14 protein-coding genes and 1 pseudogene are annotated in these 14,350 nt (G+C 64.8%); 13 read left to right on the plus strand and 2 right to left on the minus strand.

Translation table 11 applies throughout. The features are described from left to right. Nucleotides 1-10: 10 nt before the first annotated feature. Nucleotides 11-763: a metalloregulator ArsR/SmtB family transcription factor gene (locus ACQCSV_RS05355; protein ID WP_354154117.1), complete on the minus strand. Its 753-nt coding sequence runs from the start codon at nt 761-763 to the stop codon at nt 11-13. A gap of 298 nt (nt 764-1,061) precedes the next feature. Between ACQCSV_RS05355 and ACQCSV_RS05360 the strand changes: the two genes are divergently transcribed. The 8 genes from ACQCSV_RS05360 (at nt 1,062) to ACQCSV_RS05395 (ending at nt 9,930) form a co-directional block, all read left to right on the plus strand. Next, a complete protein-coding gene (locus tag ACQCSV_RS05360) occupies nt 1,062-2,363 on the plus strand; it encodes an ISL3 family transposase (RefSeq protein WP_354156530.1) in 1,302 nt (433 codons plus the stop codon). A 480-nt stretch (nt 2,364-2,843) separates the two neighbouring features. Continuing rightward, nucleotides 2,844-3,569 (plus strand): helix-turn-helix domain-containing protein, encoded by a 726-nt coding sequence (locus ACQCSV_RS05365; protein ID WP_426939250.1) that lies wholly within the window; start codon nt 2,844-2,846, stop codon nt 3,567-3,569. A gap of 155 nt (nt 3,570-3,724) precedes the next feature. Further along, nucleotides 3,725-5,281, plus strand: a complete 1,557-nt coding sequence (gene istA / locus ACQCSV_RS05370; protein ID WP_354156390.1) for an IS21 family transposase — start codon at nt 3,725-3,727, stop codon at nt 5,279-5,281. Continuing rightward, a complete protein-coding gene (locus ACQCSV_RS05375) occupies nt 5,278-6,027 on the plus strand; it encodes an ATP-binding protein (protein ID WP_426939251.1) in 750 nt (249 codons plus the stop codon). The genes istA and ACQCSV_RS05375 overlap by 4 nt, the downstream gene beginning before the upstream one ends. 112 nt (nt 6,028-6,139) lie before the next feature. Beyond that, nucleotides 6,140-7,657, plus strand: coding sequence for a putative transposase (locus tag ACQCSV_RS05380; RefSeq protein ID WP_426939252.1), 1,518 nt, complete (start codon nt 6,140-6,142; stop codon nt 7,655-7,657). 84 nt (nt 7,658-7,741) lie between these two features. After that, nucleotides 7,742-8,917, plus strand: a complete 1,176-nt coding sequence (locus tag ACQCSV_RS05385) for a GmrSD restriction endonuclease domain-containing protein (RefSeq protein WP_426939253.1) — start codon at nt 7,742-7,744, stop codon at nt 8,915-8,917. 46 nt (nt 8,918-8,963) lie between these two features. After that, nucleotides 8,964-9,638, plus strand: coding sequence for an excalibur calcium-binding domain-containing protein (locus ACQCSV_RS05390; protein ID WP_354165495.1), 675 nt, complete (start codon nt 8,964-8,966; stop codon nt 9,636-9,638). A gap of 61 nt (nt 9,639-9,699) precedes the next feature. Next, nucleotides 9,700-9,930: a hypothetical protein gene (locus tag ACQCSV_RS05395; protein WP_354160214.1), complete on the plus strand. Its 231-nt coding sequence runs from the start codon at nt 9,700-9,702 to the stop codon at nt 9,928-9,930. Between the two features lie 65 nt (nt 9,931-9,995). Here ACQCSV_RS05395 and ACQCSV_RS05400 read toward each other — a convergent pair whose 3' ends face one another. Beyond that, nucleotides 9,996-10,760 carry an FCD domain-containing protein gene (locus ACQCSV_RS05400; RefSeq protein ID WP_354154114.1) on the minus strand — a complete coding sequence of 255 codons (765 nt, stop codon included), beginning with the start codon at nt 10,758-10,760 and terminating at the stop codon, nt 9,996-9,998. Nucleotides 10,761-10,854: 94 nt separating this feature from the next. Here ACQCSV_RS05400 and ACQCSV_RS05405 point away from each other — a divergent pair, with 94 nt between their 5' ends. From ACQCSV_RS05405 to ACQCSV_RS05425, 5 genes and pseudogenes are all read left to right on the plus strand, one after another. Continuing rightward, nucleotides 10,855-11,733 (plus strand): carbon-nitrogen hydrolase family protein, encoded by an 879-nt coding sequence (locus ACQCSV_RS05405; RefSeq protein ID WP_354160210.1) that lies wholly within the window; start codon nt 10,855-10,857, stop codon nt 11,731-11,733. A 9-nt stretch (nt 11,734-11,742) separates the two neighbouring features. Then, a complete protein-coding gene (locus ACQCSV_RS05410; protein ID WP_354154112.1) occupies nt 11,743-13,098 on the plus strand; it encodes an APC family permease in 1,356 nt (451 codons plus the stop codon). 36 nt (nt 13,099-13,134) lie between these two features. Next, on the plus strand, nt 13,135-13,914 hold the full coding sequence (locus ACQCSV_RS05415; protein ID WP_354154111.1) for a carbon-nitrogen hydrolase family protein: 780 nt from the start codon (nt 13,135-13,137) through the stop codon (nt 13,912-13,914). A gap of 59 nt (nt 13,915-13,973) precedes the next feature. Further along, nucleotides 13,974-14,042 (plus strand): annotated as a pseudogene (locus ACQCSV_RS05420) (hypothetical protein); the annotation flags it as partial. A gap of 115 nt (nt 14,043-14,157) precedes the next feature. After that, a complete protein-coding gene (locus ACQCSV_RS05425) occupies nt 14,158-14,331 on the plus strand; it encodes a hypothetical protein (RefSeq protein WP_354154227.1) in 174 nt (57 codons plus the stop codon). Nucleotides 14,332-14,350: the final 19 nt, after the last annotated feature.

The following is a 14,350-nucleotide window of genomic DNA, read 5'->3' on the forward strand; positions in this document are numbered from 1 at the left end:
ACGGTTTGTCTCAGGTGTACATGAGGGAGCCCGGGGTGGTGAGTTTTTCGCCGCTTTCAAGCCAGGTTTTGAGGCCCGATAGGATCATGGGCCAGCCGCCGTAGAGCTGGTCGTTCGCGCCTTCGCGGAGTTGGTCGTGAGTGACAGTGAGGTGACAGGAGTCGCCTACGGGTTCGATCTCCCAGGTGATGCGGGAGGTGCCCTCGGCCTTGACGTCCTCGCCCCAGAGTGCCGTCATGGTTTGGACGAGCTTGCGCGGCGGGTCGACTTCGATGTTTTCGCCTTCGCCCAGGAGGCCACCGGCCTTCGGGTTGCCCATCTCGAAGCGCCCCCCGGGAGTCCAGTCAGACGTGACGGTGTTCCCGAACTGGTACTTGCCACGGATTTCGCTGTCCGTGATGGCTCCCCAGAGCAGTTCCGGGGTGGTCTTGATGTAGATTTCGAAGATCTTTTCCATGGGATTTTCCAATCTGGTTTTGAGGTCGCTGAGGGCAGCGGCCCATGGTTGTGCATATTTGCTGACCCAGCGGTCGTGGACCAGGCGGATGGGCACCGGATTGAGGAAATGGAGTTTCTCCCGGCCCCGACGGCGGGTGACCACTAGGCCCGCTTCCTCCAGCAGTTTGAGGTGCTTCATGACCCCGTAGCGGGTCATCTCGAAACGGGCCTCGAGTGCGTGCAGGGTCTGCCCGTCATTCCGGAAGAGCTCATCGAGCAGGTCCCGGCGGGTGGGGTCGGCGAGGGCTTTGAATACGGCGTCCACGGTTCAAGAATAGGTGACTGAATGGTCACATGTCTAGAGTTGCGTCAGCGTATCCGGATATTTGCTGGAGCTGTTGTCACACTGCCGTGGAGTGGGCCGACGGGCGGCCTTCTACGGAATGTAAAATCCAGAACCCTATATCGGTTTCTCCCAAATCGATAGAAATGTTAAATTGCGACATTTTTGGCTCTCCTGACTCTTCCGTGGGCGTTTTCAGCGCGCCTTAACGAACGCACGCCGCTTCCTGTCTAGGTTTCTGACTGTTCAAGGAACAGAAACTTTCAGACGGGAAAACGGCGTGCGAAATGCAAGACTATGGCGAACTCTGCTCGGTGTCGAGAAAACGGTCGTCGAGGCCATCGATCTGGACGAGGAAACGGGGATACTGGTCGCCTCTGTCAGGCCGACAGGCTCGATGCGGAACCGGTGCGGGATCTGCCGCCGCCGTTGCCCGAAATACGACCAGGGCCAGGGTCGACGCCGCTGGCGGGCACTGGACGCCGGGACGATCCGGGTCGAGTTGGAAGCCGACGCCCCGAGGGTGTCCTGCCGGGTCCACGGCGTGAGCGTCGCCGCCGTGCCCTGGGCCCGGCATCAGGCCGGCCACACCCACCATTTCGACGCGCAGGTCGCCTGGCTGGCCACGCAAACGTCCAAGACCGCCATCACGGAGCTGATGCGTATCGCCTGGCGCACTGTCGGCGCGATCATCACCCGGGTCTGGAACGACACGGAGAAGCTCCACGACCAGTTCGCCGGCCTGAGGCGGATCGGCATCGACGAGATCTCCTACAAGCGCGGCCACAAGTATCTGACCGTCGTCGTCGACCACGACAGCGGCCGGCTGGTCTGGGCGGCCCCGGGCCAAGACAAGGCCACCCTGGGCACGTTCTTCGACGCCATCGGGGCAGAACGCTGCGCCCGGATCACGCACGTCTCCGCCGACGGGGCCGCGTGGATCGCCGTTGTCGTGGCCCAGCGGTGCCCGAATGCGGTCCGCTGCGCCGACCCGTTCCACGTCGTCAAATGGGCCACCGAAGCCCTCGACGAGGTGCGCCGGGCCGCGTGGAACGACGCCCGAAAGGCAGCCCGGACCACCGAGGCCAGGCGCGGCCGCGGCCGGCCAGCGAAAGACGCGCCGCCCCGCCCGGACAGTGCCCGCGCAGCCGGTGTGAAGAACTCCCGCTACGCGCTCTGGAAGAACCCGGAGAACCTGACCGAGAAGCAGCAGGTCAAGCTCGCCTGGATCGTGCAGACCAACCCCACCCTCGGCCGGGCCTACTACCTCAAGGAAGGACTCCGGGTCATCTTCAAACTGCCCCACGACGAAGCCGCCGAAGCCCTCGATAAATGGGTCGCCTGGGCGCGCCGGTGCCGGATCCCCGCGTTCGTGAAGCTCCAACGCAGCATCGTCAACCACCGCGCCGCGATCCTCGCCGCGATCGAGCATGGGCTCTCCAACGGACGAGTCGAATCGATGAACACGAAGATCAGACTCATCACCCGCATCGCTTTCGGCTTCAAATCACCCGAAGCACTCATCGCCCTCGCGATGCTCAGCCTCGGCGGTCACAAACCGGTGCTCCCCGGCCGAAATTGACCCACGGAAGAGTCAGGAGAGCCACATTTTTCATCAATTTTTGCTCAAGTCTCAATCAATATTGTCTCAAAATCTTCGCACAGTCAGTTCCAAGGGCGCAGCAAGAAATAGGCTCGGCATCGACACAATGTGTCAACACAGAAGGTCGGGCTCAATTGCCGGGCCTTTATTATTGGGGAAATAATGTCGAATCATCAGACCCTTTTCGGGTCAGCATCGTCTGTTCCTGTGTCCGGGCCTAATCCGCCCCGCAGGCCACGCGCTTCCACGTACATCGTCGGGGGCATCACGGCCCTCTTCATGATGATTGGTGCTTTCAGCGGCGGTCTCCAGGGCTCCTGACACAGGAGGATGCTGGGGAGTGACTTCCGCGTGGTTCCGCTGATCTTGTCTGCGGGCTGGCTGTTAATTTTTCCCTGTTTGCGATAAAATCTAGACAAGATAATTGATCGTGATGAGCGGGGTGGGAAGATGGGTGCGATGACTGCTCAGCTGCCTCTTCCTGCCTCGATGGACGCCGGAGCCGTCCCGATAGGCGCCGCCGCGTCGCTGGTCGAAGACGAGGAAGGCGGCCGGGTTTTCGTCCATGGCGAGCTCTCCTACGGTTGGGATGCCGGGGATTCGGTGTCCCGTCGGTTCGCGGCGGCGAAACTGGCGGACATCAAAGCCGGTTCGGTCGCCGAGGTAGCTGCCGCGTTCGGAGTGGATCCGGGCACGTTATGGCGGTGGCGCCAGGACCTGGCCGCGGCCGGTGTGCTGGGCCTGTCCCCGGAAAAGTCCGGCCCGAAAGGGCCCAGCCGGCTGACGGACGCCGTGATGTCCCGGATCCGTTCCCTTCGTGCGACGGGATTATCCCTGCGCGCCGTTGGAGCGGCTGTGGGCGTCTCCGAATTCAGTGTCCGCCGCACCCTGGCCATGGAAACCCCGGCCCCGGAAGAGCCGGCTGCTGCGCACCCGGGTCCTCCGGTAACGGAGCCGGTCCAAGAGGAGTTGCCGGTGCTCCCTGCACCGGTGGACCGGTCCGGCGAACGGGCGTGGGCCCGGACCGGGTTGGTCCAGTGCGCGGCACCGGTGTTCGCACCCGCAGCAAGGGTGCCGCTGGCCGGACTGTTCCTGGCCCTGCCCGCCCTCGAGCGCACCGGGCTTTTGGAGTGCGCGAAGGAGGTCTTCGGGGCGTTGCCGAACGGGTTCTACGGGTTGGAGTGAATATTGGCTTGTGTGGGCTCCACCTGTGGTGCGGGTGAGCGCCATCGTCCGGTAGCGCGACTGGTGTGGTTGAGCACCACTGTTGGTGTGGTTGAGCACCGCCTGTAAAGCTCCTTCCACCATGTGACGGACACATGGTGGAAGGAGTACCGGTAATGGTACGGAAGATCAAAGCGAAGCTGGTGTTGCAGCTGCGTAATCAAAGCCTGTCGCGAAGAGCAATTGAGTCCGCTCATGGGATATCCCGTCACAGCATTCAGGCGGTCCTCGATGCGGCGGAGCTGGCAGGTCTCGGTTGGGATGACGTCGCCGAGCTGTCGGAGGCCGCGGTGTATGCGGCGTTGTTTCCCGGCCGTGGCGTCCGTGAGAGTGTCTTTGCGCAGCCGGACTGGCCTCGGGTGCACACCGAGCTGGCCAGGGTGGGGGTGACGTTGAAGCTGCTGCACCAGGAGTATGTCGACGCGTTTTCTCGCGCAGGACAGGCAGTGATGAGTTATGACCGGTTCTGCCGGCTCTACGGCGAGCACGCCGCCGTGACCGGGGCGTCGTCCCGGGTTGGTCATAAGGCCGGCCGCAGCATCGAGGTCGACTGGTCCGGGCCCACGATGCAGCTGCTGGATCCGAGTACGGGTGAGATCTCGAAGGTGTATTTGTTCGTCGCCTGCCTGCCCTTCAGCCGGTATGCGTTCGTGGAAGCGAGCCTGGATATGCGGCAGGAGTCGTGGCTACGCGCCCATGCGGCGATGTTCGCATTCTTCGGCGGCAGCGTCCCGCGCCTGGTTCCCGACAACCTGAAGACCGGGGTGATCTCCCACCCCCGCGAGGGAGAGGTCGTTCTCAACGACGCTTACCGCGAGATGGCGGCGCACTATTCGGCCGCGGTATTACCGGGCAGAGTTCGGGCTCCGAAAGACAAGGCGAGCGTCGAGAACACGGTCTCTCATGTCGCGACCTGGGTCATCGCGGGGCTCAGGCACGAGCAGTTCACATCTCTGGCGCAGTTGCGCACCCGGGTCTATGAGCAGATGGATGCCTATAACCGGCAACCGTTCCAGAAACGCGCCGGGTCCCGGCTGAGCGTCTTCACCACCGAGGAGCTGCCGCTGATGCAACCGCTGCCGGCAGCCCCGTTCGAGATCAGCACGTGGTCCTACCGGCGCAAGGTGAACAAGAACGCCCACGTGGTCTGGGCGAAGAACTTCTACTCCGTCCCCTTCAGTCACATCGGCTCCCTCGTTGACCTTCGCGTCACGGACACGATGCTGGAGGTCTATCGGGGTGATGAGCGTCTGACCAGCCACCTGCTGCTGTCGGCAAGCACGGTGAATCAGTATCAGACGAACGATGCGGACCTGCCCGAGGGGCGCAGCTTCCAGGCCTGGGACCGGGCCCGGATTGACGACTGGGGTGCCCGGATGGGCCCGGCCACGGTGACGGTGATCGGCAAGATCTTCGAGGCAGCCTCCATCGAGGAGGCCGGCTACGACCCGGCCCTGGCGGTCCTGCGCCTGTCGCGTAAGTTCTCACCAGCCCGGGTGGAAGCCGCCTGTCAGCTCGCGCTGCGAGGGCCGATCCGCTCCCCGCGGTATGCACACCTGAGACCGATTCTCGATACCGGGCAGGACAAGACCGGCCACGTCTCGGAGGAGCCTGAGTGCGATGATGGCGGTTACGTCCGCGGCGGCGCCTACTACGCCGGAGTGACCCGTTGAACCGCTTGGACGGGGAGACCAAACGCAAGCTGCGGGAGATGAACGCAGGCGAGCTGCTGGAGGTGATCGATACCCAGGACGAGACGCTGTCGATCAGTCTGTCGTTCGAAGAGCGAGTGAGGTTGGTCGTCGATGACGCCTACTCCACCTTCACGCACACCAAGGTCGCCGGGCTGATCCGACGGGCGGGGCTGCGTTATCCGAACGCGGATTTGCGTCGCATCGACCTGCTCGACGAACGCGGCCTGAACCGGCAGCTGCTGACCCAGCTCGGCACCTGCTCGTTCGTGGCCCGGCAGCAGAACGTCGTCTTCCAGGGGTTCACCGGGTCGGGGAAGTCGTATCTGGGATGCGCGATTGGTAAACGCGCCTGCGAGCACCGCATCCGCGCCCACTACGTCCGCATGCCCGACCTCGAGGAAGCCTGGGTCGCCGCCCAAGACACCCCCGGCGGGGCCGGGAAGTTCCTGCGCAAATACGCCGCATTCACGTTGCTCGTTATTGACGAGTGGTTGCTGGACCGGCCGACGGAGTCGATGCGCACCATGCTGCTGGAGCTGATGGAGCGCCGTTACGGCGAAACGTCGACGGTGTTCTGCACCCAGTATTCGCAGAAGGACTGGCACCAGCGGCTCGGCTCCGGTGTTCATGCGGACGCGATCATGGACCGGATCATCCACAACACGATCTGGGTTGAGACGGGCACCTACAACATGAGGGAGCACACCGCGCTGGCCAGCGCGTAATCGATGACGGAGAGCGTCAGTGGCTCCCAGCCACACCACCACTGGCGCTCTCTCGCACGATCGGTGGTGCTGAACCGCACGATTGGGCGGTGCTCAAAGCCTCAAATACTCATTGGAGACCATCCTGACCGGCGCCGTGTTCCAGGCCCTGGCGGGGGAACCACGCGCCGAGGGGATCACCCGGATCGACCCGGCAGCGCTCGGCAGGGTCCTGGGCCTGGACCGCGCCCCGGAAGTGAAAACCCTCCGCCGTAAAACCGCCGCCCTGGCCACGAAAGGCAAGGCCGGAGAGCTGCTGACCGCCATGGCTGCCAGACACCTCAATGGCAGTCACGACGAGGGCGGGGATCTGGCTGCTGTGCTCTATGTTGATGGGCATGTCCGCGCCTACCAGGGCACGCGGAAGATCGGGAAAGTCCATTCAACGAGGTTGAAGTTCCCGGTCCCGGCGACCGAGGAAACCTGGGTCGCCGACGCTGCCGGCGCCCCCGTGCTGGTGGTCATGGCCGAGCCCGGGGCCGCGCTGACCGGGGAACTGCGCCGTCTCCTGCCGAGACTGCGCACCATCATCGGGGATGACCGCCGGGTGCTGGTCGGGTTCGACCGGGGCGGCTGGTCCCCGGCACTCTTCAAACACATGGCAGAGAACAACTTCGATGTGTTGACGTGGCGCAAAGGCACCACCGAAGACATTCCGTCATCCCTGTTCACCGAGGTCGCCCACACCGACGAACACGGACAAACCCGGACCTGGGAAGCCGCCGACACCGCCGTGGAGGTGCCCGTCGGGACGACCGGTGAAGTCTTTCCGATGCGCCAGCTGTCCCGCCAGGTCAACACCCCCGGCGGCGGGTCACGGCAGATCCACATCCTCACCACCACCGGCATGCCCGCCGGAGAGATCATCTACCGGATGGGCGCCAGGTGGCGGCAGGAAAACTACTTCCGCTACGCCAGGATCCGCTTCGCCCTGGACTCCCACGACGCCTACACATCCACCGATGATGATCCGGAACGGTCAGTGCCGAACCCGGCCAAACGCCTCGCCTACCAGCAGGTCCTCGCCGCCAGGACCCGGTACGAGAAAACCCTGGCCGAGACCGACGCCGCGATGCTCGCCGCCCGCACCCCGCCGCCCGGAACCACCACAATCCTGATCACCAACACCATCCACAACAAGATCACCGCGGACCTGCTCAGCGCTGAAACCGCTCTCGAGACCGCGCAGGCAGCGCACCGGGACATCCCCGCCCGGGTACCCCTCGGCGAGATCGCCGCCGGCCAGCAGGTCCTGGAAACCGAGACGAAACAACTCACCCACGCCATCCGGATGGCCGCGTTCAACACCGCGTCCACCCTGGCCCGCGAAATCCGGACCAACACCCGCTACGCCCGCGGCGAGGACGAAGGCCACGCCCTGATCCGGCAGGCCCTCACCGGCAGCGGCGACATCGACCCCCGCATCGACGGCTACCTCACCATCCGTCTCGATCCGCTCCCCACCCAACGGGCAACCACCGCGATCAGCGAGCTCTGCACCCACCTCACCACCACCGAAACCCGTTACCCGGGCACGGACCGGATCCTACGATTCGAAATCAAAAACAAAGAAACGTCACTCAAAAACTAAATCGCTACGTCCAGAGTCCTGGGTCTCGGGGGCGCTCTGGTTTTCCTTGCTATCTCGGCAGCCCTTACCGGCCTCTACATTCTGGTGACCGGGCGTCGTTCCTGGGCGTGGCTTCCTGCCAAGCGGAAGGCAGGGGGCATCGCCCTGGCGGTCTCTTTCGCTCTTTTCATCGCCGGCGCCGTCGCGTTGCCCCGGACCAACGCGGAGGATCTTCAGGCAGCCTCCTCGGACTCGAATGCCTCGCCAGGAACTGCAGCAGCGAGCGCATCCGCAAAAGTGACTCCGACGCCGTCGTCCGCTCCATCCGCGCAGGCGACGGGCGTCCCGCTCGATCCTGAGACTCCGAGCCTCGTTGCGAACGGCGTTGCGGCTCCGAGGACGCAGCCCGCTTTTGCTACCAAGGCGATTGACCTGCTGGCCACCCTTCCCGTCAAGGGCCGGGCGCCGAAGACGGGATATGACCGCGCGCTCTTTGGACAGGCGTGGGCGGACGTCGACCGCAACGGCTGCGACACGCGGAACGACATGCTCAAGCGCGACCTTTCTGCGATCACGTACACCAACAGCGTGCCCTGCAAGGTTCAGTCCGGAGATCTGGCGGACCCCTATACGGGTACTACCATCAGCTTCCTGCGGGGGAGTGCCACCAGCAGCGCCGTCCAGATCGACCATGTTGTTGCCCTCAGTGACGCCTGGCAGAAAGGCGCGCAGCAGCTGACCACGGACCAGCGGACCGCCTTCGCCAATGACCCCCTGAACCTCCAGTCCACGGACGGTCCCACCAATATGAAAAAGGGCGACGGCGACGCCGCCACCTGGTTGCCTCCGAACAAGGGCTTCCGGTGCGAATACGTAGCGCGCCAGATTTCGGTGAAGGCAACGTACAGCCTGTGGGTCACCCAGGCGGAGCACGACGCGATGGCCAGAATCCTGGCCGACTGCTCCGGCCAGCTCGCACCAACCAACGAGAAGGGACCAGCCGTTGCGGCGACGGCGCCCGCACCCGAGCCGGTACCGGTGGTGCCCGCTGCTCCGGTAGCTCCCGCTCCTGCCCCGGCGGCCGTGGTGCCGGCCCCTGCCCCGGTTGCTCCCGCGCCTTTTGTTCCGGCACCCGCACCTGTTCCGGCGGCTCCGGCCGCCGTCTACTACGCCAACTGCACGGCCGCCAAGGCCGCCGGTGCCGCTCCCATCTATGCCGGACAGACCGGCTATAGAGCGGCGTTGGACCGCGACTCCGACGGTGTGGCCTGCGAGAGGTAGCCACGCCAGTCACTCCACCGTTTCAAAAATTTTCCAAGGGGGAAAAATGAAAAAGACACTGACATTAATTGTGCTGACCGGCCTCATGCTGACGGGATGCAGTGGTAAGCAGGCGTCATCAACGTCAACCACTGTTGCGGTGGTTGCAGATGCTGTCACGGTTCCAGGGGTGCTGAGCCTGACCTTGGACAAAGCCACGGAGCAACTTGAAGGTCTCGGGCTCAAGGTTGAGGCTGCGGACACCGCCGACGGCAAGACGATCATTTCAAAGAAGAACTGGCAGGTGACATCCCAAGACCCAACCGAAGGGGCACAGGTGGCAAAGGGCTCCACCGTGCACCTCGGCGTCAAGAACCTCGAAAAGGTTGCGGCCGAAAAGGCTGCCGCTGAGAAAGTCGCCGCCGACAAGGTGGCGGCAGCGGCGGCTGCACCAGAGGCGGCGGCTGCAGCAAAGGTTGTGGCGGACAGGGCTGCAGCTGAGAAGGCTGCGGCAGATCAGGCAGCCGCGCAGCAGGTTGCAGCCCAGAAAGCAGCCGAGGCAGCGGCACAGCAGGCGGCCGTAAAGCCAGCACCCGTAGTCCAGGCACCAGCCCCGGCTGCCGTCTCTTACGCGAACTGCGCAGCTGTGCGAGCAGCAGGTGCGGCGCCAATCTATGCCGGTACACCGGGATATGGGAAGCATCTTGACCGGGACGGCGACGGCGTGGCCTGCGAGAAATAGCGCTCCCTCTCGACTCAGCTTGCATGCGCTGATTTCGTTCGTGAACAGACCCGGGAGCCGAATGGCGTTCGACGACCCCGCGTACTATCTCATGGCCACCTCGGCCATCGCCGCAGTCACCATTTACTTTCTGCCGGAATCCGCCCGGCGGCACCTGCCAAGGTCAATGCCCAGTGTTGATTTGGACAAAGCTGCTCAGGAACTGGTGGCGACCCAGGACGATAACGCCATTCTGGACATGGATACGCTGCCCTTCGGTACCAGCTATGGGGCCGCAAAGGCGTCGCACTAGGGACCTGAAAAGTAGCGTGGGGGAGCGGTGAGGCGGCCGCCCGGGCGGTGTGCCGCCGTCGTGCCTTAATCAGGCGAGGACGTGGCTCCGCCGTGCGTCAGGCCCATGAACATCGTCCGGTGCAGGATGTCCACGTGCCTGCGTGAGACGTTCACGGCTTCCTGGATATCGCCGGCCCTCAGGGCTGCCACCAGTGCGGCGTGGTCGCAGTTTGATTTGTGCAGCAGCTCGATGGGGTAGGGGATGAAGAAGGCGTAGAGCTCGGTGAGCGTCTCGTGGTAAGCCTCGACGGCGGTACCCAGTCCGGACGCGGTGCCCACCAGCTGGTGGAACTGTTCGTCTGCCTGGTGATAGTCGGACCAGTCCGAGGACTCAGCCATGTCCCGGGTCAGCCGTTCGAGCTCGTCCAGCTGTTCGGCCGTGGCGTTGACCGCCGCGTAGTGGGTCACCGCGCATTCAAAAAGCAGCCGTCGGTCCACCAGCTTATTCACGGCCTGGGACTCCGCAGGTGACGCCGAGAGTTCGGCCAACACGCTCTGTGGAGGCTCGTCGGCCACGAAGGTTCCGCCGGCCCGGCCCCGCCGGCGGACCACCACGCCCTGTTCCGCCAGGCTCGCAAGCGCGCGGCGCGCGGTAATCGGGCTGACTGACAGGCCCAGGGCTACATCCTCCTGGTCGGGCAGGCGCTCGCCGGGTTTGAGCAGGCCGAGAGAAATGGCCATGCCGATCCGCAGCCGGACGGCGTCGATGGCACTGCGGCGGTCGATGCCGGCCAGCCTGCCGGCGCCGATGGGCGAGGGCTCGGCGGTGTCCTCCAGCTGACGGGTCATATCCGCTACTTTACGGCCCAAACCTGCCTCTTCCCATAATTAGATCATTCTGATCTAATATAAGTCAGATCACATCCCCAACATGGAGACAACCATGCAGCGCATCCTTCCCCTCATCGCAGCCCAGGCCCCGCCCCGGCTGATTGGTGAACCCCTGTCCGCCTTCGCCGACGAGGTCAAAGCAGCCCTGGCCGCCAAACCGGACAGCCGGCTGGTGGTCTTCCCGGAGCTGCACCTGTTCGGCGATTCATACCCGGACAGGCAGCGCACCGAGGCTCTGCAGGACTCCGCCGAGCCGCTGCACGGGCCCCGGGTCAAGGAACTGCGGCAGCTCGCCGCGGACCTGGGCATCTGGCTGGTCCCGGGCAGCGTCTGCGAGCGCGGTCCTGAAGGCCAGCTGTTCAACACCCAGCTGGTCCTGTCCCCGGGCGGGGAGCTCGCCGGCTATTACCGGAAGATCTTTCCCTGGCGCCCGTTCGAGCCCTACGACCCCGGCGACAGGTTCACCACCGTGGACCTGCCCGGCATCGGCAGGGTGGGCCTGAACATCTGTTACGACGCGTGGTTCCCCGAGGTGTCCCGCCAGCTCGCCTGGATGGGCGCCGAAGTCATCCTCAACGTCGTGAAAACCACCACGCCGGACCGCCGCCAGGAGCTGGTGCTCGCCAAGGCCAACGCCATCGTCAACCAGGTCTTTATGGTCAGCGTCAACTGCGCCGGCCCCACCGGAACAGGCCGGAGCATCATCGTGGACCCCGAGGGCAACACCCTGGCCGAGGCCCCGGACGACGCCCCGGCCCTGCTGACCGCGGAACTGGACCTTGCCGCCGTCGAGCATGTCAGAACATATGGAACTGAAAACCTCAACCGCCCCTGGTCCCAGTTCCGCGACGGCGAAGACGCCATTGAACTGCCCGTTTACCAGGGCCGGATCACCCCGGCCACCTGGGCTCCCCAGTCCTTCAACGCCTAAGGAAACACCGTGACAACAACACCCACCCTCACGCGCACGCTGAAACTGCCCTCCCTGGTCCTGTTCGGCCTCGCGTACTTGACCCCGCTGATCGTCCTGGGGATCTTCGGCATCATCGCCGAAGCCACCGGCGGGGCCTCACCGTCCGCGTATTTGGTGGCGCTCGTGGCCATGCTGTTCACGGCGCACAGCTACGGCCGGATGGCCGTCGCACACCCGGTGGCCGGGTCCGCCTACACCTACGTCCGTCGGTCCATCGATCCCAGGGTGGGGTTCCTGGTGGGCTGGGCCATCCTGCTGGACTACCTCTTCCTGCCCATGGTGATCTGGCTGATCGGCGGCTCCTATCTCAGCGCGCAGTTCCCCGAAATCCCCATCGGTGGCTGGGTCGTTGGTTTCATCCTCATCACCACGGCCCTGAATGTCCTGGGCATCAAGGTGGCGGACAAGGCCAACTACGTGCTGATGGCATTCCAGCTGCTGGTGATCGTGTTCTTTGTGGCGCTGTCCATCGGCAACGTGGTGTCCACCTCCGGTGCCGGCGGCCTGGCCAGCACCCAGCCGTTCTTCAACGACACCTCCAGCTTCACCACCATCTCCGCCGGTGCCGCCATCGCGGCGTATTCGTTCCTGGGGTTCGACGCCGTCACCACCCTCACCGAGGAGACCATCGAACCGCGCAAGAACATGCCGCGCGCCATCATGCTCATCGCCCTGATCGGCGGAGGCATCTTCGTGACCGTGTCCTACGTGACCCAGCTGGTCCACCCCGGCGGTGTGTTCGAGGACTCGGCTTCCGCGGCCAGCTCCATCGCACTGCAGATCGGCGGTCAGCTCTTCGGAGCCGTGTTCCTCGCCGGCCTGGTGGTGGCTCAGTTCGCCTCCGGCCTCGCCGCGCAGGCCAGCGCCTCGCGCCTGCTCTACGCCATGGGCCGGGACTCCGTGCTGCCCAAGGCGGTCTTCGGCCGGCTCAGCGCGAAGTTCCACACCCCGGTGGTGAACCTGATCCTTACCGGCATTGTCGGCCTGATCGCGATCTTCCTGGACGTGGCCACCTCGACCTCGTTCATCAACTTCGGCGCCTTCACCGCTTTCACCCTGGTCAACGTCTCCGTGGTGTTCCACTACGTCCGGCAGCGCCGCGCCGGGCAGAACCTGAACCCCGTGTCCTACGTGGTGGTCCCGGCGGTGGGAGCCATCATCTGCGCGTACCTGCTCTCCCAGCTGGACGGTAACGCGATTACGCTGGGACTGTCATGGCTGGTGCTGGGCGTCGTGGTCCTGGCCCTGATTACGCGTGGTTTCAAAGCGGCGCCGCCGGAAATGTCGGCCACGGAGAGGGCAACGGTTGAGGCTGCAGCCTAAGCCGGGCCGCCGCCTGACCAAAGGGAAGGAACAACTGTGAGGATAGCGCTCGGGCAGCTGGAGTCGGGCACCGATATCCTGGCCAACCTCGCCGTGATCGACCGGTTCGCCGCCGAGGCCGTGCGCGAGGGCGCCGAGCTGGTTGCATTCCCGGAATATGCCACGTACGAGAAGAAGAAGGTGGACGCTACGTTCCCCGTGATGGCTGAGCCGCTGGACGGTCCCATCTGCCAGGAACTGGCCGGCACTGCCCGCCGCCACCGCATCGCGCTGGTGGCGGGCGTGGTGGAACGCTCGGAGGAGCCGGGCAAGGCGTACAACACCCTGGTGGCGTTCGGGCCGGACGGAAGCCGGCTGGCCTGCTACCGGAAGATCCACCTGTTCGACGCCCAGGGCTTCGGGGAATCCCGATTCATCAAGCCGGGTCTGTCCACCAGCCCGGTGGTGTTCGAGCACGGGGGAACGCGCTTCGGCCTGATGACCTGCTATGATCTTCGCTTCCCGGAGCTGGCCAGGGAACTGGCCGACGCCGGCGCCCAGGTCCTGCTCGTCTGCTCATCCTGGGTGCCGGGCACCCATAAAACCGAGCAGTGGCTGGCGCTGAACGCCGCGCGCGCTATCGAGAACAGTGTGTACGTGGCTGGGGTATGCCAAGCGCCGCCCATCTCCGTAGGCCGGAGTATTCTGGTTGATCCTATGGGGGCCATTGAAGCCGATCTCGGACTCGAACCAGGTGTTCGGGCGGTGGACGCCTCGCTTGAAGCGGTGGCCAGGGTGCGGGAAGCCTTCCCCATGTTCCGGCAGCGCCGGCTATAGGCAGGTGGCGTGTCCTGCTTCCCCATGACCACGACGTCGCCGGGCTTCTGGCACTCGTTGTGCTCACCGACGCCGGTAGGGACGCCCAGCTCGATGAACACCGAGAACCTGTGCTGAGGGAGAACCAGGACCGGTCGAAGTGGGACCGGCGGGCCATCGAAAAGGGGCTGGTGCTCCTGCGTGAGGCGCTGAACTCGCGGCCCCCGGACCGCTTCGCCCTCATGGCGGCGATCGCAGCCGTCCATGACGAGAGCGAGACGTGGTCCCACGCTCACTGGCAGGCGATCCTGGGGCTGTACGACCCGGCTGAGCCGTCCCGGCGAAGTACGGGTTGCCTTCGAGGAAGCGTTGATCCTCACGGAGAACGACGCCGAACGGCGCTACCTCCGGACCCGACTGAACGAACTGGCGGGTTGAGCCGGGCCATCGAGGGCCG

The sequence above is a fragment of the Pseudarthrobacter sp. S3 genome, from assembly GCF_050156905.1.
In the GTDB taxonomy this organism is placed as follows: domain Bacteria; phylum Actinomycetota; class Actinomycetes; order Actinomycetales; family Micrococcaceae; genus Arthrobacter.